Raw genomic sequence first — 20,159 nt, 5'->3', positions numbered from 1 at the left:
TCGGCGCCTGCCATGCGCTGCCGGGCAGACCCGCGTCGGTAACAGCACTGCCCCACAGCCGCGCTAGCCAGAGGAACGCCAGGATGAGCATGGAACGTCTCAGTCAACAGGTCGACGCCTACGTCGGCTGGAAGCGCGAGCTGATGCGCCAGATCACCCGCTACCGCAGCTGGCTGGTGAACAACCGGCTCAACTCCGAGACGCTGGACGCCAAACTCGAACGCGCCCTCAAACTGCTGCGTACCGACCACATCACCCTGGCCTTCGTCGGCGAGTTCTCGCGCGGCAAGACCGAACTGATCAACAGCCTGTTCTTCTCCGCATACGGCCAGCGCATGCTGCCGTCCCAGGCCGGGCGCACCACCATGTGCCCCACCGAGCTGTTCTTCGACCCCCGCTCGGAACGCTCCTACATCCGCCTGCTGCCGATCGAAACCCGCGCCACCGAGGCCAGCGTCGCCCAGTTCAAGCGGATTCCCCGGCACTGGGTGAACATCCCGCTGGACCTCAGCGACCCGGACAACATGATCCAGGCCTTCACCCAGGTGGCGAAGAGCAAAGCCATGCCGGTGGAGCAGGCCATCCAGCTGGGCTTTCACCCCGACAGCCTGGAAAGCACCGGCAAATCCGGCCAGGTGCTGGTGCCGGCCTGGCGCCATGCGCTGGTCAACTTCGACCACCCACTGCTGCGCCAGGGCCTGCGAATCCTCGACACCCCCGGCCTGAATGCCCTGGGCAGCGAACCGGAACTGACCCTGTCGATGCTGCCCAGCGCCCAGGCGATCATCTTCCTGCTGTCCGCCGATACCGGGGTGACCGCCAGCGACATGGCGGTCTGGCAGCAGCATATTCGCCAGCTCGACGACGATACCCAGACCTGCCTGTTCGCCGTGCTCAACAAGATCGACATCCTCTGGGACGACCTGGCCGGCGAAGCCTTCGTGCAGAACGCCATCGCGCAGATCCAGACCCTCACGGCCAGGCAACTCGGCATCCAGCCCGATGAGGTGCTGCCGCTGTCGGCCAAGCAGGCATTGCTGGCCAAGGTGCGCAAGGATCCGGCCCTGTTGGCCCGCAGCCAGATGAGCAATCTGGAGGACCTGCTGTGCGAGCGCATCGTCAGCCAGAAGGAACGCCTGATCGAAGAGCGGGTGGTCAACCAGGTACTCGCCCTGCTGCAGAGCAGCCAGCATCTGCTCAACCTGCGCCTGGACAAGGTCAACGAACAGCACGCGCTGCTGAGCAATCATCAGCACGACAACGGCCAGTTGCTGTTCGAGCTGACCGCCAAGACCAAGGACGACCACAGCCAGCACCACAAGCGCCTGCTCGGCCTGAAAACCAACCAGCGCCTGCTCAAGCGCCAAGGCGAGCTGCTGCAGATCGCCGTGCGCGCGGAACGCCTCGACGAACACCTGAACAAGGTGCGCAAGAACCTCGCCGGCAGCTGGACCACCCTGGGCATCAACCAGGCGATCCTGCACTTCTTCCGCGCCGTGGAACATGACCTGGACAGCCTGGGGCATGAAGCCGCGATGGCCAACACGATGGTCGCGGCCATCTACCGCCGGCACAACCAGGAGAACCCGCTGCAAGGCGTCGATGCGCCGCAGTTCAACATCAAACGCTACCGGCGCGAACTCAAACAGCTGCAGACCCAGGCCGACCAGTTCCGCCTGCACCTGAAAACCCTGCTCACCGAACAGCGCAGCCTGACCAGGCGCTTCTTCGCCACCCTGGGACAGGAAGTCATCGGCCTGCACCAGCGCCTGCGGGTCGAGGCCGGGCAGTGGGCCAGCGACGCGCTGATGCCGCTGATGCAACACACCCTGGAACACAAACAGCTGCTGGAAAGCCACATGCTGCGGCTCAAGGCCCTGGCCCAGCAAACCCAGCAAGCCCGTCAGCGCGGCCAGCAACTGGCCGGCTACCGCGACGAGCTGCAACAGCAACTGGCCCAGGCCGGCGAGATGCTGCGCAGCCTGCGCCGTCCCGCGCCGATCCAGCGCCAGGGCAAGGTGGTCAACCTGCCCGGCGTGGCGCGCCCGCACAGCGTCGGCGAATAAGCGCCGGCAGCGATTCCCGCCGCCCCGCCCGCTTGCCGCAGGGGGCGGCGCTCTTTAGACTGCGGCACTTCCTTTACCGCGAGCAGGGTCGATGTCTACTGCCTTTCCCCAAGACTCTGTTGGCCTGGTGACCCCGCAGGTGCTGCATTTCGCCGAACCCCTGGCGCTCGCCTGCGGGCGCAGCCTGGCCGACTACCAACTGGTCTACGAAACCTACGGCGAACTGAACGCCGCGCGCAGCAACGCGGTGCTGATCTGCCATGCGCTGTCCGGCCATCACCATGCCGCCGGCTACCACAGCGCAGACGAGCGCAAGCCCGGCTGGTGGGACAGCTGCATCGGCCCCGGCAAGCCGATCGACACCAACAGGTTCTTCGTCGTCAGCCTCAACAACCTCGGCGGCTGCAACGGCTCGACCGGCCCCTCCAGCCTCAATCCGGCCACCGGCAAACCCTTTGGCGCGGACTTCCCGGTGATGACCGTGGAAGACTGGGTGCACAGCCAGGCGCGCCTGGCCGACGCCCTCGGCATCGGCCAGTGGGCCGCGGTGGTCGGCGGCAGCCTCGGCGGCATGCAGGCCATGCAGTGGGCCATCAGCTACCCCGAGCGCATCCGCCACTGCCTGGCGATCGCCTCGGCGCCCAAGCTGTCGGCGCAGAACATTGCCTTCAACGAGGTGGCGCGCCAGGCCATCCTCACCGACCCGGAGTTCTACGGCGGGCACTTCCAGGAGCGCGGGGTGATCCCCAAGCGTGGCCTGATGCTGGCACGCATGGTCGGCCACATCACCTACCTGTCGGACGATGCCATGGGCGAAAAATTCGGCCGCGGCCTGAAGAGCGAAAAGCTCAACTACGACTTCCACAGCGTCGAGTTCCAGGTCGAGAGCTACCTGCGCTACCAGGGCGAGGAGTTTTCCGGGCGCTTCGACGCCAACACCTACCTGCTGATGACCAAGGCGCTGGATTACTTCGACCCGGCGGCGGCGTTCGACGGCAACCTGGCCCAGACCCTGGCCGGGGTGCAGGCGGACTTCTGCGTGATGTCCTTCACCACCGACTGGCGCTTCTCGCCGGCGCGCTCGCGGGAGATCGTCGACGCCCTGATCGCCGCCCGCAAGAACGTCTGCTACCTGGAAATCGACGCGGCGCAGGGCCACGACGCCTTCCTGATCCCGATCCCGCGCTACTTGCAGGCTTTCAGCAGCTATATGAACCGAATCGCAGTATGAGGCGCCCATGAGAGCCGACCTGGACATCATCCAAGACTGGATTCCCGCCGGCAGCCGGGTACTCGACCTCGGCTGCGGCAATGGCGAGCTGCTCGCCTGGCTGGCCGAGCACAAAGGGGTCAGCGGTTATGGCCTGGAGATCGACCCGGACAACATCGCCCAGTGCGTCGGCAAGGGCGTCAACGTCATCGAGCAGAACCTCGACAAGGGCCTGGGCAACTTCGCCAGCAACAGCTTCGACGTGGTGGTGATGACCCAGTCGCTGCAGGCCCTGCACTTCCCGGACAAGGTGCTGGCGGAGATGCTGCGCATCGGCAAGACCTGCATCATCACCTTCCCCAACTTCGCCCACTGGCGTTGCCGCTGGTACCTGGCGAGCAAGGGACGCATGCCGGTGTCCGACTTCCTGCCCTACACCTGGTACAACACGCCGAACATCCACTTCTGTACCTTCGAGGACTTCGAGCGCCTGTGCCTTGCGCAGAACGCCAGGGTATTGAACCGCCTGGCGGTGGATCGCGACCATCTGCACGGTTGGGCCAGCCGCATTTGGCCTAATCTGTTAGGTGAGATCGGCATCTACCGGATCAGCGGGCCGAGCGCCAACTGATTTCGCCGGCAACCAGGCCATCCTGAGGAGAACCACCATGCGTCGCATCGCCCTACTGTTTATCGCCCTGTGCCTGAGTCTGCCGGCACTCGCCGAACGCAAGCAAAGCTTCGGCGACCTGGATGTGCACTACAGCGCCTTCAACTCCAGCTTCCTGCAACCGGAGATCGCGGCGGCGGCGGGCCTCAGCCGTGGCAAGCAGCAGGGCGTGCTGAATATCTCGGTGCTCAAGGCCGGCCAGCCGGCCGCGGCCGTGGTCAGCGGCGAGGTGCGCAACCTGCTCGGCCAGGTTCGCAGCCTGAGCTTCAAGCAGGTGAGCGAAGGCGAAGCCATCTACTACCTGGCCCAGTTCCCCATCGAACAGCAGGAGATGCTGCGCTTCAGCCTCAAGATCCAGACGGACGGCGGCGCCACCCACAGCCTCGACTTCAACCAGGAACTCTTCCCCGACTGATGATCCCGCTCAGCGAACTCGTACTGGCCAGCCATAACACCGGCAAACTCAAGGAACTCCAGGCCATGCTCGGCGCGGCCGTGCGCGTGCGCTCGATCGGCGAGTTCAGCGACGTTGAACCGCTAGAGAGCGGCCTGTCGTTCGTCGAAAACGCCATCCTCAAGGCGCGCCATGCGGCGCGGGTGTCCGGCCTGCCGGCACTGGCCGACGATTCCGGCCTGGCGGTGGACTTTCTCGGTGGAGCACCGGGCATCTACTCGGCGCGCTATGCCGATGGCCGGGGCGATGCGGCGAACAACGCCAAACTGCTCGAGGTGCTGAAAGACGTCCCGGATGCCGAGCGCGGCGCCCAGTTCGTCTGCTGCCTGGCCCTGCTGCGACACGCCGAAGACCCACTGCCGATCATCTGCGAGGGCCGCTGGCACGGGCAGATCCTGCATGCCGTGCGTGGCGCCCAGGGCTTCGGCTACGACCCGCTGTTCTGGGTCGCCGAGCGTGACTGCTCCAGCGCCGAACTGGCACCGGCCGAGAAGAACCGGATCAGCCATCGCGCCCGCGCCATGGCCCTGCTCAAGCAGCGCCTGGGGCTGGCATGAACCCGATGCTCTCTCCCCCAGCCCCTCTGCCGCAGGGCGAGGAAAGCCAAAGCGGCTTCGAACTGCCGCCGTTGGCGCTGTACATCCACATCCCCTGGTGCGTGAAGAAGTGCCCGTACTGCGACTTCAACTCCCACGCCGCCGGGCCGACGCTGCCGGAACAGGAGTACGTCGACGCTCTGCTCGCCGACCTCGACCAGGACTTGCCCCAGGTGCATGGCCGGTCGCTGCGCTCGATCTTCTTCGGCGGCGGCACTCCCAGCCTGTTCTCGGCCGCGGCGCTCGGCCGTTTGCTGGCAGGCGTGGAACGGCGCATCCCGTTCGCCGGCGATATCGAAATCACCCTGGAAGCCAACCCCGGCACCTTCGAGCAGGCCAAGTTCCGCGACTACCGCGGACTCGGCATCAATCGCCTGTCGATCGGCGTGCAGAGCTTCCAGGCCGCCAAGCTCCAGGCCCTGGGCCGCATCCATGACGGTGACGAGGCCATCCGCGCCGCGGACATGGCGCGCGCCGCCGGCTTCGACAACTTCAACCTGGACCTGATGCACGGCCTGCCCGAGCAGTCCATCGAGGACGCGCTGGGCGACCTGCGCATCGCCATCGCCCAGGCGCCGACCCACCTGTCCTGGTACCAGCTGACCCTGGAGCCGAACACGGTGTTCTGGAGCCAGCCGCCGAGCCTGCCCGAGGACGACATTCTCTGGGACATCCAGGAAGCCGGTCAGGCGCTGCTGGCCGAACACGGCTACGCCCAGTACGAAGTGTCCGCCTACGCCCAGCCCGGCAAGGCGGCGCGGCACAACCTCAACTACTGGAGCTTCGGCGACTTCCTCGGCATCGGCGCCGGCGCCCACGCCAAGCTCAGCAGTCCGCAGGGGGTGATCAGGCGCAGCTGGAAAACCCGCCTGCCCAAGGATTACCTGGATCCCGGCAAAGCCTTCAGCGCCGGCGAGCGCCTGCTCGGCCCGGACGAACTGCCCTTCGAATTTCTGATGAATGTGCTGCGCCTCACGGACGGCGTCGCCAGCACGCTGTTCACTCAGCGCACCGGCCTGCCGCTGACGCTACTGGCCGCGGCCCGCTCGGAAGCCGAGCAGCGCGGCCTGTTGCAGCGCGAGCCGGCCCGCCTGGTCGCGACCCGCGAAGGCCAGCTGTTTCTCAACGACCTGCTGCAACACTTTCTGCCCTGACCTGCCGTGCGCCACGCTGCGCTAAGGACCCCGCTTGGATCTGCTATTCGACCTGATCGCCACCCTGTCGCGCTGGAGCCGCGGCCACCTGTACGACATCGCCCTGGCCATCATGGCCACCCTGTTCGTCCTGTTCGGCCCCGGGCTCAATGCCTGGGTGCAGCGCTCGATCGGCGGCCTCAATTTCTTCTTCCGCACCCTGATCTTCGTCCTGGTCTGCGCGGTCGGCTACGGCCTGGCGATAGTCTTCATCACCCCCTGGCTGGCCCAGGGTCTCGGCCACTTCAACAACTACACCCTGGCGCCGGTGTTGCTGCTGGTGTTCTTCCTGATCGGCGTGCTGGCCGATCGCAGCTAGCCGGCATTCGTCGGCGACCGCACCATTGGCAAGCCGGGTGCAGCTTGCCTAGGTCCGCGCGGCACCGCTCTTCCCGGGGCGCTGGCGCGGCCTGCCGAACAGCACCCGCAGCTCGTCCTTGGCCGCCTCCAGGCAGGCCCGACGCTGCTCGGGAAGCTGGCGCCCGGCACGATTGATGTAGAAGTTGAGCATCGCCATCGCCGAGGCGAAGGGCGTGGTCTTGCGCCTGGTGCTGCGCTCGGCCGAGGCCTTGAGCGATGCCGCGATGGCCAGCGGGTCGTCCCAGGTGAAGACGCCAGGCTGCAGATCCAGGGCGCTGCTGGTCTGGGTCACCTGCTGCGACCAGCCGCGGTATTTCGCCGGGCGGGCGCGCGATTTCGAAGATGTCGCCATCGGATCTCTGCCGCCTCCAAGTCTTCGTTTACCCCAGCCAGCTTAAGTCCACTCGCCGGGGCGCTCAAAAGTCTTCTGCCGTGACCGGACCTCAATTACCTTCGCGGCGCAGCGCCTGCGGGGTGAAGTCGCGCGGGTTGAGCCTGGCGTTGAAGTCGTACATCGGCTCGTTGTTGTCCAGGCCATCGACGAAGTAGCGGCCACCCTTCAAGTCATAGAGACTCTCCAGGGTGCTGCCGAACATCGGCACCTCGTAGTAGCTGATCGGATGGCTTTCCTGCAGGCCGACCAGCGCACCGCGCTGGTCGTACAGGTCGACCGCGAGGATCTGCCAGCTGTCCTCGTCCAGGTAGAAACGCCGCTTGCCATAGGGGTGGCGGAAACCCTTGCGCAGCTCGGCGTCAACCACCCACACGCGGTGCAGCTCGTAGCGCAGCAGTTCGGGGTTGAGCGTGTTGCGCTTGAGGATCCGCTGGTAGGCAATCCCCTGCTGGTGCACCTTGTAGCTGTTGTAGGGCACCAGCATCTCCCGCTTGCCGAGCAGCTGCCATTCATAGCGATCCGGCGCACCGTTGTAGGAGTCGACCACGTCGGCGGTGACCAGGCCGTCGGTGTCCGGACGCAGGGTGTCGTAGGCCAGCATCGGCAGCCGGCGCACGCGCCGTTCGCCGCGGCTGTAGCGCCAGACCTTGCGGATCGCCAACACCTGGTCGAGGGTTTCCTGCACCACCAGCGCGGAGCCCGCCAGCATGGCCGGAGCGATCACCTTGTACTTGTAATAGAACAGGGTGTTGTCCAGATCCTGCGGGCTGACGCCGGCGCGGCCGTAGAGGAAGTACAGGTCGCGCTCCAGCTTGAGCAGGTTGTAGTCGCCATTGGCGAGCACCGCCGCCTGGTTGGTGACGAAGCGCACCTGCTCTCCCCGGTAGCGCATGATGTGATTCCAGATCGCCTGCTGGCCGTTCTGCGGCAGCGGGAACGGAATTCCCGCGGCGACACCGGCGACGCCGTTGCCGCCGGAGATCAGCTCGGCACTCTGGGCGTTGAAGCGGGTGGCATCGTAGATGCGTTGCGGCGCCGCGGCGCTGCGCCGGGTTGGATAGACGCTCAGGAAATAATCCGGATGATTGTCCAGCAACTGCTGCAGGCCTGCCGGCAATTGCGCCTGGTGCTGGCCGAGGTTGTGGCTGTCGACCCGATACAGCGGTGCATCGTCGGCGTAAGGATCGGGATGGTGCATGCCGGGCCGGTAATTGGCCGGCGGTTGCGCCAGCCCGCCCTGCCAGGGCGGGATGCTACCGGCGGCGTTGCCGCCACGTTCGCCACCCAGCGGGGTGAGATCCTGGCCCAGGCGCGCGGCCTGGACACTCTCGACCTGAGCCTGCGCCTGCAGCGTAACGGCGATCAGCAACAGAATTGAACATGCTCTCAACACAACGAACTCCTCAGCGCAGCGGGCGTCTGGCGCCCCTGCTTTTTCGTGCCCGGCCCCCAACAGGCCGTTGAAAAACGTAGGCGAGGCAGCCGAGCCTGTTTTTAACGACGCATCGGCAACGCAGGTAGTTTTTCAACAGCCTGTTAAAGGGGTCGAGCGTGATGTGCTTCGGTGTTGCGGTGAGGGCCGTCCTGGCGCCGGGTGGTCCCGATCTTGTGCAATCGTCCTGTGGCTGTCGTGCAGCCGGGTCGCGCTGCCGGGGCAGCGCTTGAAGCTGTTTTGCGGCTAGCTCTCGCGCTGGAACTTCAGGTCCCACACGCCATGACCGAGGCGCTCGCCGCGGCGCTCGAACTTGGTGGTCGGCCGCTCTGGCGGGCGCGCTACCCAACGACCGTCGGCCGCCAGATTGCGGTAGCCGGGCGCCACGTTCATCACTTCCAGCATGTACTCGGCGTAGGCCTCCCAGTCGGTAGCCATGTGCAGCACACCACCGATCTTGAGCTTCTGCCGCACCAGCTCGGCGAACGCCGGCTGGACGATACGGCGCTTGTGATGCCGCGACTTGTGCCAGGGATCGGGAAAGAACAGCAGCAGGCGGTCGAGGCTGGCGTCGGCCACGCACTGGCGCAGCACTTCCATGGCGTCGCAGCTGTAGACCCGCACGTTGCCGAGGTTCTGCGTCATCAGGCCGTTGAGCAAGGCACCGACTCCCGGCGTATGCACCTCGACGCCGATGAAGTCCTGCTCGGGCGCCGCCGCCGCCATTTCCAGCAGGGACTGGCCCATGCCGAAACCGATTTCCAGGGTACGCGGTGCACTACGGCCGAATAGCGCATCGAAATCCGCGGCGCCGGCATCCAGCTCCAGGCCGAACCTGGCCCAGCCCTGGTCGAGGCCGCGCTGCTGGCCTTCGGTCATGCGCCCGGCGCGCATCACGAAACTCTTGATGGTGCGGTGCTGGCGCTGTTCCTCGGCTACCGCCGAGGGTTGGTGCGATTCGGTCATCGGAGGCTCTTCAAATCGGTGGTCTTGAGTCTGCCACTAGCGTGCAAAGCCCTTTCGGATCTAGCGAGCTAGAGCCAGACAAGGCAAAAATGGCTGAGGAAGCGGAGTTTACGGCTGTAAATGAGCATTCCGAAGCCATTTTTAACGCCGTATGGCCGACGCGCAGCAGATTATGCTCGGTTCAGCGGATCAGGCCGTCCAGCGGCGAGGAAGCGCTGGCATAGAGCTTCTTCGGCATGCGTCCGGCCAGGTAGGCCAGGCGGCCGGCCTCGATCGCGTACTTCATGGCCTCGGCCATCAGCACCGGGTTCTGCGCATGGGCGATGGCGCTGTTCATCAGCACCGCCTCGCAGCCCAGCTCCATGGCGATGGTGGCATCGGACGCGGTGCCCACGCCGGCATCGACCAGCACCGGTACGGTGGCTTCTTCGAGGATGATGCGCAGGTTATACGGGTTGCAGATGCCCAGCCCGGTGCCGATCAGGCCGGCCAGCGGCATCACCGCGATGCAGCCCATCTCGGCCAGCCGGCGGGCGATGATCGGGTCGTCGCTGGTGTAGACCATCACGTCGAAACCGTCCCTGACCAGCACTTCGGCGGCCTTGAGGGTTTCGATCACGTTGGGGAACAGGGTCTTCTGGTCGGCCAGCACTTCCAGCTTGACCAGTTTGTGGCCGTCGAGCAGCTCACGGGCCAGGCGGCAGGTGCGCACGGCCTCGTCGGCGTCGTAGCAGCCGGCGGTATTGGGCAGGATGGTGTAGCGCGAAGGCGGGATCACGTCGAGCAGGTTCGGCTCACCTGGGTTCTGACCGATATTGGTGCGGCGCACGGCGACCGTGACGATCTCCGCCCCCGAGGCTTCGATGGCCGCACGGGTCTCGTCGAGATCCTTGTACTTGCCGGTGCCGACCAGCAGACGCGACTGATAGGTCCGGCCGGCCAGGGTAAAGGGCTTGTCGCTACGTACTTGGCTCATTGCAAACTCCAGGGCGGATTAACCGCCACCAATCGCGTGCACCACTTCAACCCGGTCACCGTCGCGAAGCGCGGTGGCGGCATGCTGGCTGCGCGGCACTATATCCAGGTTGAGCTCAACCGCTACCCGGCGTTCAGTCAAATCCAGACGGCCGATCAGGTCGGCAACGGTGGCGCCGTCGGGCAGCTCGAATGATTCACCGTTCAACTGAATACGCATAACGGGACAGTCACAACGTGGGAGGGGGCGGGCATTCTAGCCCGATCACGGACGATGACCAAGACCAAAGGATGCCATTCGTCCAGCACTCTGACGTGAGGGTCAGGTTAAGCGGCACCGGCAACGCCGTGCGCCACGCCAGCCGCCAGCATCAGCGGCCGGGTAAACGCCAGGCCGTCAGGCCGAGGCACAGCCAGCCGGCCAGAAAGGCCAGGCCGCCGAACGGGGTGATGATACCGAGCTCGCCGATGCCACTGAGGGTCAGCAGATACAAACTGCCGGAAAACAACAGGATGCCCAGGGCGAAACAGCCACCGGCCAGATTCACCAGGCGCCCCGGCGCCTGCAGCGCCAGCAGGGCGACGCCGAACAGCGCCAGGGCGTGGATCAACTGGTAGTGACTGCCGGTCTGGAACACCGCCAGGTGCTCCGGGCTGAGCCGACTTTTCAAGCCATGGGCGGCGAAAGCCCCGAGGGCCACACCGGTAAAGCCGGTCAAGGCGGACAGCAACAACCATAGACGCGCCATGCATCACTCCAGACAAGGGAACTGCGACCGCTATAATGGCCGGCAAAATCAGCCTGGCCAAGCCCGCATGTTTCGCTCCATCCGCCGCCTCATGTTCAAACTGCTGCTCTGCCTCATGGCCGGCTCGGCCCTGCTGGTGCTGGTCTTGCGCTGGGTGCCGCCACCCGGCACGGCCCTGATGGTCGAACGCAAGATCGAATCCTGGGTCGACGGCAAGCCCATCGACCTGGAGCGCAGCTGGCGCCCCTGGAGCGAGCTGCCGGACGACTTGAAAATCGCGGTGATCGCCGGTGAAGACCAGAAATTCGCCGAACACTGGGGCTTCGATGTCGCGGCGATCCGCGCGGCGCTGGCGCACAACCAGCAAGGCGGCTCGCTGCGCGGCGCCAGCACGCTGAGCCAGCAGGTGGCGAAAAACCTGTTTCTCTGGTCCGGCCGCAGCTGGTTGCGCAAGGGCATCGAACTCTGGTTTACCGGCTTGATCGAGTTGCTCTGGCCGAAACAGCGGATCCTCGAGGTGTACCTCAACAGCGTCGAGTGGGGCAACGGCGTATTCGGCGCCGAAGCCGCGGCGCGCCATCACTTCAATACCGGCGCGCCCTACCTGTCGACCCAGCAGGCCAGCCTACTGGCGGCCGTGCTGCCGAACCCGCGGCACTGGAGCGCCAGTCGGCCGAACGCCCACGTCAGCCGCCGCGCCGCCTGGATCCGCCAGCAGATGCGCCAGCTCGGTGGCAGCCATTACCTCAGCCGCTTGCAAGCGGCGCGCCCGGACTGGTGGCCGCACTGGCTGAGGGCCTGAGAGCCGGCCCAACCCCTGTGTGCCGCCCAGTAGGCCGAATGCATCCGGGCTACGGCGTGCTCCGCCGCTGACCCAGCGCATGGCGCGGCATCACCTGCAACAGCAGCAGCTGCTCGTCTGCGGTGTGCGCGGTCAGCCCCGCCTCGGGATAGACCCAGGCCTGGCCTTCGCCCAGCTCCAGGCGCAGGCGCGGTTGACCGACACTACTGAGCAGACGCTCGGCGGCCACGACCTGCTGCGGTTTGAGGGTCAGGCCGACGATGGCATGAGTGCCCAGTTCGGCCAGCAGCTGCCTGCCGAGCGGTTGTTCATCGTCGCGCACACCCAAGCCGGCCGCGGCCATCAGGCTGGCGCGCTCGGCCTCGTCCAGTTCGAGTTCGGCTTCCAGCGCCCAGGGCTCGCCACTCGCCTGCCAGTCCGCGCGGTAGAGCAAGCGCGACCCATCCAGACGTGGCTGCAGCCAGAGCTCACCCTCCACCTGGGCTCGCAACATGGCCAGGCTCAAGCGGTTATCGGCCAGGGGCACGAGCACCGCGGCCTGCCACTCGGCCAGCCAGGGCAGCGGCGCCGGCACAGGTTGCGGGCGCATCAGCCAGGCGCCCCAGGCGAAGAACAGCAAGGCGACGGCAACGAAGATCAAGCCATGCTGCGCGCGCAGGGGCGGCATGTTCATTAACATTCTCCAGACAGAAAAAAGCCGCACCCAGGTGCGGCCTCTTGTTCGGGCAAGGGATCAACTACGCGGCGATCGAGCCCTTGAGCTTGTTCATCGCGCTTTTCTCCAGCTGGCGAATGCGCTCGGCGGAGACGTTGTACTTGGCGGCCAGCTCGTGCAGCGTGGCTTTTTCCTCGGCCAGCCAGCGCTGGTAGAGGATGTCGCGACTGCGCTCGTCCAGTCCGTCCAGGGCTTCATGCAGGTTGGCGGTGGAACTGTCGCTCCAGTCCGAGGCCTCGAGCTGGCGCGCCGGATCGTAGCGGTGATCTTCCAGGTACTGGGCGGGCGACTGGAATGCGCTTTCGTCATCGGCCTCGGCAGCCGGATCGAAGGCCATGTCATGGCCGGTCAGACGGCTTTCCATCTCGCGCACTTCGCGCGGCTCGACCCCCAGGCTCTCTGCCACGGCGTGCACTTCCTCGTTGTTCAACCAGGCCAGACGCTTCTTCTGGCTGCGCAGGTTGAAGAACAGTTTGCGCTGCGCCTTGGTGGTGGCGACCTTGACGATGCGCCAGTTGCGCAGGATGAACTCGTGGATCTCGGCCCGGATCCAGTGCACGGCGAACGACACCAGGCGCACACCCATTTCCGGGTTGAAACGCTTGACCGCCTTCATCAAGCCGACGTTGCCTTCCTGGATCAGGTCGGCCTGGGGCAGGCCATAACCGGAATAGCTGCGTGCGATATGCACGACAAAGCGCAGATGGGCGAGCACCATTTGCCGAGCGGCTTCGAGGTCCTGCTGGTAATAGAGACTCTCGGCCAGCTCGCGCTCCTGCTCGGGGGTCAACAGCGGTATGCAGTTGACCGCATGCACGTAAGCCTCCAGGTTGGCGCCCGGGACTAAAGCATGAACAGGTTGCAAAGAAGTGGACATATGGATCCTCCGACTCACGAATCGAGCGCAGTGTAACACTGAGCAATACGACTAGGAACGTCTGTACAAGTTCCCTTACACATAATAAATATCAACAAAAACAATGACTTACCTATCTAGGCTGTAATTCGTTCAGGTGCCGGGCGACCGCCAGCCAGGCGCCGATATAGCCTAGCAGCACTGCGCCGAGCAGCAAGGACAGGCCGTCGCCTGCCGGCACACCGGCCAGGGCGAAGTCGCTGCCGTACAGCCCGGCCAGGCGAATCACCGCGGCGTTCAGCCAGCCCAAGCCATAGGCCAGCAGCAGCCAGGCCAGCAGCCCGGCGCCCATACCATAGAGCGCGCCCATATAAAGGAAGGGCCGCCGCACATAGCTGTCGGTGCCGCCGACCAGCTTGATCACCTCGATCTCGGTGCGGCGGTTCTCGATGTGCAGGCGAATGGTATTGCCGATCACCAGCAGCAAGGCCATCACCAGCAGCAGGGTCAGGCCGAAGACGAAGCGATCGCCCAGGTTGAGAATCGCCGTCAGGCGCTCGACCCAGAGCAGATCGAGCTGCGCCTGCTGCACCTTGGGCAACTCGGCCAGACGCAGACGCAGGGCCTCCAGGGTGACCTTGTCGACTTCCCTGGGCGTCACCAGCACCACGCCCGGCAACGGATTATCCGGCAACTCCTTGAGCGCCTCGCCCAGCCCGGACTGCTGCTGGAACTCCAGCAAGGCCTGCTCGCGACTGATCCAGTCGGCCTCGGCGACATCGTCCATCGCGCCGATCTGCTCGCGCAACGCCTGGCCTTCGGCCTCGCTGGCGTCGATCTGGAGGAACAGGGAAATCTGCGCGGCACGCTGCCAGGAGCCGCCGAGACGCTCGACGTTGTCCAGCAGCAAGGCCAGGCCCATCGGCAAACTCAGGGCCACGGCCATCACCAGGCAGGTGAAGAAACTGCCGATGGGCTGCTTGGCCAGGCGGCGCAGGCTGTCGACCAGGCTGGCGCGGTGGCTTTCCAGCCAGGCGTCGAGCTGGCTGCGAAAATCCGGCTCATCGCCCGGGGTTTTCGGCTCGTGCTTTTTCGGCGCGGCGCCGACGCGTTGCGCCGGCTGCGGCGGTGGCATGCGAGTCGCGCTCATCAGACAGCCTCCCCGTCGCCGATCAAGCGGCCACGCTGCAGGGTCAGCATGCGATGGCGCATGCGCGCGATCAGCGCCAGGTCGTGACTGGCGATCAGCACGCTGGTGCCGAGACGGTTGATGTCCTCGAACACCCCCATGATCTCCGCCGCCAGGCGCGGGTCGAGGTTGCCGGTCGGCTCGTCGGCAAGCAGCAGGGCCGGGCGATGCACCACCGCGCGGGCGATGCCGACGCGCTGCTGCTGGCCGGTGGACAGTTCGCTGGGAAACTGCTCGGCCTTGTCCGCCAGCGACACCCGCTCGAGAGCGGCGCCGACGCGCTTGCCGATCTCCACCTTGGACAGGCCGAGGATCTGCAGCGGCAGGGCGACATTGTCGAACACGCTACGGTCGAACAGCAGCTGGTGGTTCTGGAACACCACGCCGATCTGCCGGCGCAGGAAGGGAATCTGCGCGTTGGTGATCTGCCCCAGATCCTGGCCGGCCAGCAGCAGCTTGCCGGTGGTCGGTCGCTCCATCGCCAGCAGCAGGCGCAACAGAGTGCTCTTGCCGGCACCCGAGTGGCCGGTGACGAACAGAAACTCGCCGCGGCGCACGCGAAAGCTCAGCTCGTGCAGCCCGACGTGACCATTGGGGTAACGCTTACCGACCTGCTCGAACTTGATCATTACGATTCCCGCGACTGGAACAGCGCCTGGACAAAAGAGTTGGCCTCGAAGGTACGCAGATCGTCGATGCCTTCGCCGACGCCAATATAGCGAATCGGCAGGCCGAACTGCTTGGCCAGGGCGAAGATCACCCCGCCCTTGGCGGTACCGTCCAGCTTGGTCAGGACCAGGCCGGTCAGGCTCACCGTCTGGTTGAACTGCTTGGCCTGGTTGATCGCGTTCTGTCCGGTGCCGGCATCCAGCACCAGCAACACCTCGTGGGGCGCGGTGTCGTCCAGCTTGCCGATCACCCGCCGGACCTTCTTCAGCTCTTCCATCAGGTTGTCTTTGGTGTGCAGGCGCCCGGCCGTGTCGGCGATCAGCACATCCATGCCGCGGGCCTTGGCCGCCTGCACCGCATCGAAGATCACCGAGGCCGAATCGGCGCCGGTGTGCTGGGCGATCACCGCAATCTGGTTGCGCTCGCCCCACACCTGCAACTGCTCGACGGCGGCGGCGCGGAAGGTGTCGCCAGCGGCAAGCATGACTTTCTTGCCGTCCTGCTGCAGCTTCTTCGCCAGCTTGCCGATGGTGGTGGTCTTGCCGGCACCGTTCACGCCGACCACCAGAATCACATAGGGCTGCTTGGTCGAATCGATGCGCATCGGCTGCTCGACCGGCTTGAGCAGCGAGGTCAGCTCGTCCTGCAACGCCTGGTACAGCGCGCCGCTGTCGGTCAGCTGCTTGCGCGCGACCTTCTGGGTCAGGCTCTGGATGATCAGGTTGGTGGCCTCGACGCCGACGTCGGCGGTCAGCAGGCGGGTTTCGATTTCCTCGAGCAGCTCGTCGTCGATCGCCTTCTTGCCGAGGAACAGGCTGGCCATGCCCTCGCCCAGGCTGGCGCTGGTCTTCGACAGGCCCAGCTTGAGGCGGGCGAACCAGCCGCCCTGGTTGTCGCCCGGCTTGTTCTGCTCGACCTGCACCTCAGCCACCGGGGCCTCTACCACCAGCGGCACAGGCGGCTCGGGCTCCGGTACATGAATGACAGGATGCAGCACTTCGCTGCCGGCATTGATGCGGAACCGCGAAGGCCGCGGCGCCTGCACCGGCTCGACCGCAGACGCGGGTGCAGGCGCCACTGCGGGCTCGGCCGGCGGTGCAAGCGGAGCAACCGCTGCCACCTGCTCGACCACCGGCGCAGCGGCCTCGACGGCTTGCGGCAGTGTCGGCTCTGGCACTTGCGGTTCTGGCGCCGGCACGGGCGCAGGTTCAGCCGCGCCATGTGCTTGATTGCTGGCGGGCTCCTGCGGCTTCTTGCGCAACCAGCCGAACAGGTCTTTCTTCTCCGCGGCTTTCTCGGCAGATGGCGGCGCAGCGGGCGTGGCGCCGGGTGCGGGGGTCTTCTTGTCGTCGTTGGAACCAAACATGGAGGACGGCTATCTCGAAAAGTGCGACGCGCCAGTGGGCGGGTCTGAAACTTGGTCTGCGCAGCAGAATATAAAGCTGAAGGAACCGCACAGTAAAATTCAGACCGGATACCAGACGTGGTCGCCGGCAAGGTCGGGCAACCCCAGATCATTCCTGAGCGGGAGCCCCAAGGATCGTGCGTGCGGCTTTGACAGCACAGGGCTCAAGCCTACATCAAGCCAGTCTTGCTGACTGGCAACACACGAGAATTGCGCGCGACTTTACCACTATAAGCCGCCGTGGAGCAGGTCTATCTGTCGCTTCCGACCGAGATCACCGCGAGCGCTACGGTGCGCGGTCACGCCCCGCACTTGCGCTTACGCATGCGCCAGGGCGGCGAACGGCGACCGCACCATCGGCTTGGTTCGCCGGTCGACAGATGATGACGCTCGGCAGTCCGGCAGAGGCAGGACAGGCCTGCCCGCCGAACAGATGCCCGGGCCGGCAATGCCCCGAGGCTATCTCCTTCAACGTCCGCCCTTACGGTTGGCCAACAGCCTTGGTCGCCGCGCATGCCCCTGCGCTGTCGGCGTCGCGCCGCTGGCCACGCATCAGTGCCAGGGCCGCCCCGGCGGATAGCAGCAGGCCGGGGGCGGCGGCAAACAACACGCCACTCCCGCCCATCCCCAGCGCCAGTATCTGCCCCGCCACCAGAGGCCCCGCCATCGAGCCCAGACGCCCCACCGCGACAGTCGCCCCGACCCCTGTGGCACGGATGTCCACCGGATAAAGCATGGGGGCCAGGGCGTACAGCACCAACTGGCCGCCAATGGCGCAGAACCCGGCGGCAGCCCCCGCAAGCAAAAGCAGATCGAAGCGCTGCACCAGACCGATCGCCGCAAGAGCAACCAGCATCCCCAGATAGGTGCTGAGCACCACCAGAATGGGGCTGGCACGATCCATCAACCGGCCCGTCAGGATCGACCCAGCTGCGCCGCCGATATTGAACAGTATCTGCACGTAGCCCGCCTGAACGTGGTCGTAACCCTGGCTAACCAGCAATGACGGCAGCCAGTTAAGCAGCATGTAAAGCACCGCCAGGGTGAAGAAACTGCTCACCCAGATCAGCAGTGTCGCCGTAGTCCGCCCCTGGGCGAACAAGCCGGTGACCGCCGAACCACGCTCGCTGGAGCTGTTGCTGCGAACCACCGGCACCTCCCGCAAGAACATGGCCAACAGCCCGGCAACCAGAATTGGCGCGATCCCTCCGACGTAGAAAATCAGCCGCCAGTCGTCCCCAACGCCCAGCACGCCCATCAAGGCAGCGGTCGCGCCTCCAAGGGGTACCCCGCAGTAGGTCAGGCTCACAGCGGTGCTCTTCAGGCCGCCATCGGCCACCTCCGATGAGACTGCAATTAGAATCGGCAAGGCGGCTCCCAGACCAAGACCGGTGGCCAGGCGTGCCAAGAGCAGCATGGAATAACTGCCGGCATGAGCGGTTAGCAACGAGAAAATCCCGAACAGCAACACCGCTGCAATCAGCACCCCCTTGCGCCCCAACCGATCCGCCAGCCAGCCGCCGAACAGCGCACCCGGCAACAGGCCGATCAAGCCGACACTGAAGAACCAACCAAGCTGGACAGCGCTAAGGCCAAACTCCATGGCGATGTGGGGGGCGGCGATGCCGGCGGCCTGCAGATCGAAGCCCTCGATCAGCGCGACGATGAAACAGAGGGCAATGGTGTGCAGCGGGCTTGTCGGCGATGCGGCCTTACGAGCGAACATAGGTACCTCAATTGTGATGGTGTCATGGACAAGCCCTTCGGCAGTCCGCTGCCCGCTCGAACCGCATCGCTTGCCATGCGGCCACAGGACTCGGCGGTTGTGAAAGTATCGGGCGCAACCTCAGCAGCAGGCGCCTGGAGACGGCCGCCGTAGGCGAGCGTTGTTTCGCCAGCGCTCGGGCACAGAAGCACCAGCCTGGCGCGGGAAACTCGTCGAGCCGCTCGCGACAAACGCAGGAAGAAAGGCCGGAGTGCCAGAACGACCCGCACATGACGACCCCGGCAACCGGACTGTCGGGCACCGATGCATGCAGCGCTCGCAATAGCCGGCATCAGGCCATCCCTTGCCGCCACGTGCATCGACACACCCGCCGGTGGAGCCCCGCTCAGCCGCCCGCAACCTCCTTGAGCCGGTGCCAGAGCATGCCCAGCGCCAGCAGCGGAGAACGCAGCCGTTGGCCGCCGGGGAAGCTCATGTGCGGCACGCGGGCGAACAGATCGAAGCCCTGGCTGTGATGCCGACTGATCGCCTCGGCAAGCAGCCGGGCGGCCAGGTGCGTGGTGTTGAGCCCGTGCCCGGCATAGGCCTGGGCGTAGTAGACGTTCGGCTGGGCGGCCAGGCGACCGATCTGCGGCAGCCGGTTGGCGCCGATACCGATCATCCCGCCCCACTGAAACTCGATGCGTTTGTCGGCCAGCTGCGGAAACACCTTGAGCATTTTCGGACGCATGTAGGCCGCGATGTCGCCAGGATCGCGGCCCGAGTAACGACAGGCCCCACCGAACAACAACCGGCGGTCTGCCGACAGACGATAATAATCCAGCCCAATGCGCTGATCGCACAGCGCCCGGTTACCCGGGATCAGGGTCTCGGCCAGGGCTGGGCCCAAGGGTTCCGTGGCGATGATATAACTGCCGGCCGGTAACACCTTGCCGCTCAACGCCGGCTCCAGATTGCCCAAATAGGCATTGCCGGCGAGCACCAGGCTGTTGGCCTGGACCTGGCCTCTGGCGGTATGTACACGGATGCGCTTGCCGTATTCGATGCGCGTCACCGCACTGCTCTCACAGAGCCGCACCCCCAGCTCCTGGGCGATGGCGGCCTCCCCCAACGCCAGGTTGAGCGGATGCAGGTGACCCGAGCCGTTGTCGATCAGGCCGCCGACATAGCGCGCGGAACCGACCACCCGAGCCATCTCGTGCGGCTCGACCAGACTGACCTCATGCGCATAGCCCTGCCGCTCGAGCGCGTCCCGCTCGCGAATCAGCCCGGCATAGTGCCGCGGCGTGTTGGCCAGATCGCAGTATCCCCAGCGCAGGTCGCAGTCGATGGCGTGCCCCAGCACGCGCTGGCGGACGATATCGACGGCCTCGAGCCCCATCCGTTCGAGGGTCTGGCACCCTTCGCTGCCGATGTACTTGTGGAACTGCCCGAGCTCATGGCCGAGCCCGCGAATCAATTGCCCGCCATTGCGACCGCTGGCCCCCCAGACGATGTGGCGCGCCTCCAGCAAGATCACCGAGTGGCCGCGCTCGGCCAATTCGATTGCCGTGTTCAGCCCGGTAAATCCACCACCGACAACGCAGACATCCGCGTGGGTAACGCCAGCGAGTGGCGGGCAATCGAGCGGGCGATTGCGGGTGGCGTGGTAATAGGTTGGCGGTGCAACGAACGCGCGAGACATGTTGAGGGTACCTGTCGACTGCCGGGCCGACGCTCCAACCCGGCATGG

General features: G+C 65.6%; 21 protein-coding genes. 8 read left to right on the top strand and 13 right to left on the bottom strand.

Translation table 11 applies throughout. The features are described from left to right. Nucleotides 1-83 precede the first annotated feature (83 nt). The 7 genes from G9C89_RS13415 (at nucleotide 84) to G9C89_RS13385 (ending at nucleotide 6,508) form a co-directional block, all read left to right on the top strand. Nucleotides 84-2,066 carry a dynamin-like GTPase family protein gene (locus G9C89_RS13415; protein WP_172148712.1) on the top strand — a complete coding sequence of 661 codons (1,983 nt, stop codon included), beginning with the start codon at nucleotides 84-86 and terminating at the stop codon, nucleotides 2,064-2,066. A gap of 91 nt (nucleotides 2,067-2,157) precedes the next feature. Then, complete coding sequence (gene metX, locus G9C89_RS13410; RefSeq protein ID WP_172148710.1) at nucleotides 2,158-3,297, top strand: homoserine O-succinyltransferase MetX; 1,140 nt, start codon at nucleotides 2,158-2,160, stop codon at nucleotides 3,295-3,297. A 7-nt stretch (nucleotides 3,298-3,304) separates the two neighbouring features. After that, complete coding sequence (gene metW / locus G9C89_RS13405; protein ID WP_172148708.1) at nucleotides 3,305-3,907, top strand: methionine biosynthesis protein MetW; 603 nt, start codon at nucleotides 3,305-3,307, stop codon at nucleotides 3,905-3,907. Nucleotides 3,908-3,944: 37 nt separating this feature from the next. Beyond that, nucleotides 3,945-4,361, top strand: coding sequence for a DUF4426 domain-containing protein (locus G9C89_RS13400; RefSeq protein WP_172148706.1), 417 nt, complete (start codon nucleotides 3,945-3,947; stop codon nucleotides 4,359-4,361). Beyond that, nucleotides 4,361-4,957, top strand: coding sequence for an RdgB/HAM1 family non-canonical purine NTP pyrophosphatase (gene rdgB, locus G9C89_RS13395; RefSeq protein ID WP_172148704.1), 597 nt, complete (start codon nucleotides 4,361-4,363; stop codon nucleotides 4,955-4,957). The genes G9C89_RS13400 and rdgB overlap by 1 nt, the downstream gene beginning before the upstream one ends. Nucleotides 4,958-4,962: 5 nt before the next feature. After that, a complete protein-coding gene (hemW, locus tag G9C89_RS13390) occupies nucleotides 4,963-6,150 on the top strand; it encodes a radical SAM family heme chaperone HemW (protein ID WP_172148702.1) in 1,188 nt (395 codons plus the stop codon). Between the two features lie 34 nt (nucleotides 6,151-6,184). Next, nucleotides 6,185-6,508, top strand: coding sequence for a DUF3392 domain-containing protein (locus G9C89_RS13385; protein WP_090497987.1), 324 nt, complete (start codon nucleotides 6,185-6,187; stop codon nucleotides 6,506-6,508). 48 nt (nucleotides 6,509-6,556) lie between these two features. Here the strand turns inward: G9C89_RS13385 and G9C89_RS13380 are convergent, their stop codons facing one another. From G9C89_RS13380 to G9C89_RS13355, 6 genes are all read right to left on the bottom strand, one after another. After that, nucleotides 6,557-6,901 carry a DUF3175 domain-containing protein gene (locus G9C89_RS13380; RefSeq protein ID WP_172148700.1) on the bottom strand — a complete coding sequence of 115 codons (345 nt, stop codon included), beginning with the start codon at nucleotides 6,899-6,901 and terminating at the stop codon, nucleotides 6,557-6,559. A 91-nt stretch (nucleotides 6,902-6,992) separates the two neighbouring features. Beyond that, nucleotides 6,993-8,336: a DUF1329 domain-containing protein gene (locus G9C89_RS13375; protein ID WP_172148698.1), complete on the bottom strand. Its 1,344-nt coding sequence runs from the start codon at nucleotides 8,334-8,336 to the stop codon at nucleotides 6,993-6,995. A 285-nt stretch (nucleotides 8,337-8,621) separates the two neighbouring features. Further along, nucleotides 8,622-9,341, bottom strand: coding sequence for a tRNA (guanosine(46)-N7)-methyltransferase TrmB (trmB, locus tag G9C89_RS13370; RefSeq protein ID WP_172148696.1), 720 nt, complete (start codon nucleotides 9,339-9,341; stop codon nucleotides 8,622-8,624). A 181-nt stretch (nucleotides 9,342-9,522) separates the two neighbouring features. After that, nucleotides 9,523-10,317, bottom strand: coding sequence for a thiazole synthase (locus G9C89_RS13365; protein WP_172148694.1), 795 nt, complete (start codon nucleotides 10,315-10,317; stop codon nucleotides 9,523-9,525). A gap of 18 nt (nucleotides 10,318-10,335) precedes the next feature. Beyond that, entirely contained in the window at nucleotides 10,336-10,536 is a 201-nt protein-coding gene (gene thiS, locus G9C89_RS13360; RefSeq protein ID WP_172148692.1) for a sulfur carrier protein ThiS, read from the bottom strand. 151 nt (nucleotides 10,537-10,687) lie between these two features. Then, nucleotides 10,688-11,065: a DUF423 domain-containing protein gene (locus G9C89_RS13355; protein ID WP_172148690.1), complete on the bottom strand. Its 378-nt coding sequence runs from the start codon at nucleotides 11,063-11,065 to the stop codon at nucleotides 10,688-10,690. Nucleotides 11,066-11,132: 67 nt separating this feature from the next. Between G9C89_RS13355 and mtgA the strand changes: the two genes are divergently transcribed. Beyond that, a complete protein-coding gene (mtgA, locus tag G9C89_RS13350) occupies nucleotides 11,133-11,867 on the top strand; it encodes a monofunctional biosynthetic peptidoglycan transglycosylase (protein WP_172148688.1) in 735 nt (244 codons plus the stop codon). Between the two features lie 49 nt (nucleotides 11,868-11,916). Here the strand turns inward: mtgA and G9C89_RS13345 are convergent, their stop codons facing one another. The 7 genes from G9C89_RS13345 to G9C89_RS13315 form a co-directional block, all read right to left on the bottom strand. Then, a complete protein-coding gene (locus tag G9C89_RS13345; RefSeq protein ID WP_172148686.1) occupies nucleotides 11,917-12,540 on the bottom strand; it encodes a hypothetical protein in 624 nt (207 codons plus the stop codon). Between the two features lie 64 nt (nucleotides 12,541-12,604). Then, nucleotides 12,605-13,459: an RNA polymerase sigma factor RpoH gene (gene rpoH / locus G9C89_RS13340; RefSeq protein WP_172148684.1), complete on the bottom strand. Its 855-nt coding sequence runs from the start codon at nucleotides 13,457-13,459 to the stop codon at nucleotides 12,605-12,607. Nucleotides 13,460-13,571: 112 nt separating this feature from the next. Next, nucleotides 13,572-14,588 carry a permease-like cell division protein FtsX gene (gene ftsX / locus G9C89_RS13335; RefSeq protein ID WP_172148682.1) on the bottom strand — a complete coding sequence of 339 codons (1,017 nt, stop codon included), beginning with the start codon at nucleotides 14,586-14,588 and terminating at the stop codon, nucleotides 13,572-13,574. Then, a complete protein-coding gene (ftsE, locus tag G9C89_RS13330; protein WP_172148680.1) occupies nucleotides 14,588-15,256 on the bottom strand; it encodes a cell division ATP-binding protein FtsE in 669 nt (222 codons plus the stop codon). The genes ftsX and ftsE overlap by 1 nt, the downstream gene beginning before the upstream one ends. Then, entirely contained in the window at nucleotides 15,256-16,662 is a 1,407-nt protein-coding gene (gene ftsY / locus G9C89_RS13325; protein ID WP_172148678.1) for a signal recognition particle-docking protein FtsY, read from the bottom strand. The genes ftsE and ftsY overlap by 1 nt, the downstream gene beginning before the upstream one ends. Nucleotides 16,663-17,182: 520 nt before the next feature. Continuing rightward, on the bottom strand, nucleotides 17,183-18,427 hold the full coding sequence (gene mhpT / locus G9C89_RS13320; protein ID WP_172148676.1) for a 3-(3-hydroxy-phenyl)propionate transporter MhpT: 1,245 nt from the start codon (nucleotides 18,425-18,427) through the stop codon (nucleotides 17,183-17,185). Nucleotides 18,428-18,812: 385 nt separating this feature from the next. Beyond that, nucleotides 18,813-20,111 (bottom strand): NAD(P)/FAD-dependent oxidoreductase, encoded by a 1,299-nt coding sequence (locus G9C89_RS13315; protein ID WP_172148674.1) that lies wholly within the window; start codon nucleotides 20,109-20,111, stop codon nucleotides 18,813-18,815. Nucleotides 20,112-20,159 lie beyond the last annotated feature (48 nt).

Source organism: Pseudomonas tumuqii (assembly GCF_013184545.1).
Lineage (GTDB): Bacteria > Pseudomonadota > Gammaproteobacteria > Pseudomonadales > Pseudomonadaceae > Aquipseudomonas > Aquipseudomonas tumuqii.
The sequence above is the reverse complement of the archived record's forward strand: the minus strand, read 5'-3'. Positions and strand labels throughout refer to the sequence as shown.

Bases quoted from the DNA above. Each gene is read 5' to 3' on its own strand.
- G9C89_RS13415 (WP_172148712.1), top strand. From the start codon at position 84: ATGAGCATGGAACGTCTCAGTCAACAGGTCGACGCCTACGTCGGCTGG.
- metX (WP_172148710.1), top strand. From the start codon at position 2,158: ATGTCTACTGCCTTTCCCCAAGACTCTGTTGGCCTGGTGACCCCGCAG.
- metW (WP_172148708.1), top strand. From the start codon at position 3,305: ATGAGAGCCGACCTGGACATCATCCAAGACTGGATTCCCGCCGGCAGC.
- G9C89_RS13400 (WP_172148706.1), top strand. From the start codon at position 3,945: ATGCGTCGCATCGCCCTACTGTTTATCGCCCTGTGCCTGAGTCTGCCG.
- rdgB (WP_172148704.1), top strand. From the start codon at position 4,361: ATGATCCCGCTCAGCGAACTCGTACTGGCCAGCCATAACACCGGCAAA.
- hemW (WP_172148702.1), top strand. From the start codon at position 4,963: ATGCTCTCTCCCCCAGCCCCTCTGCCGCAGGGCGAGGAAAGCCAAAGC.
- G9C89_RS13380 (WP_172148700.1), bottom strand. From the start codon at position 6,901: ATGGCGACATCTTCGAAATCGCGCGCCCGCCCGGCGAAATACCGCGGC.
- trmB (WP_172148696.1), bottom strand. From the start codon at position 9,341: ATGACCGAATCGCACCAACCCTCGGCGGTAGCCGAGGAACAGCGCCAG.
- G9C89_RS13365 (WP_172148694.1), bottom strand. From the start codon at position 10,317: ATGAGCCAAGTACGTAGCGACAAGCCCTTTACCCTGGCCGGCCGGACC.
- thiS (WP_172148692.1), bottom strand. From the start codon at position 10,536: ATGCGTATTCAGTTGAACGGTGAATCATTCGAGCTGCCCGACGGCGCC.
- G9C89_RS13355 (WP_172148690.1), bottom strand. From the start codon at position 11,065: ATGGCGCGTCTATGGTTGTTGCTGTCCGCCTTGACCGGCTTTACCGGT.
- mtgA (WP_172148688.1), top strand. From the start codon at position 11,133: ATGTTTCGCTCCATCCGCCGCCTCATGTTCAAACTGCTGCTCTGCCTC.
- G9C89_RS13345 (WP_172148686.1), bottom strand. From the start codon at position 12,540: ATGAACATGCCGCCCCTGCGCGCGCAGCATGGCTTGATCTTCGTTGCC.
- rpoH (WP_172148684.1), bottom strand. From the start codon at position 13,459: ATGTCCACTTCTTTGCAACCTGTTCATGCTTTAGTCCCGGGCGCCAAC.
- ftsX (WP_172148682.1), bottom strand. From the start codon at position 14,588: ATGAGCGCGACTCGCATGCCACCGCCGCAGCCGGCGCAACGCGTCGGC.
- ftsE (WP_172148680.1), bottom strand. From the start codon at position 15,256: ATGATCAAGTTCGAGCAGGTCGGTAAGCGTTACCCCAATGGTCACGTC.
- ftsY (WP_172148678.1), bottom strand. From the start codon at position 16,662: ATGTTTGGTTCCAACGACGACAAGAAGACCCCCGCACCCGGCGCCACG.
- mhpT (WP_172148676.1), bottom strand. From the start codon at position 18,427: ATGTTCGCTCGTAAGGCCGCATCGCCGACAAGCCCGCTGCACACCATT.
- G9C89_RS13315 (WP_172148674.1), bottom strand. From the start codon at position 20,111: ATGTCTCGCGCGTTCGTTGCACCGCCAACCTATTACCACGCCACCCGC.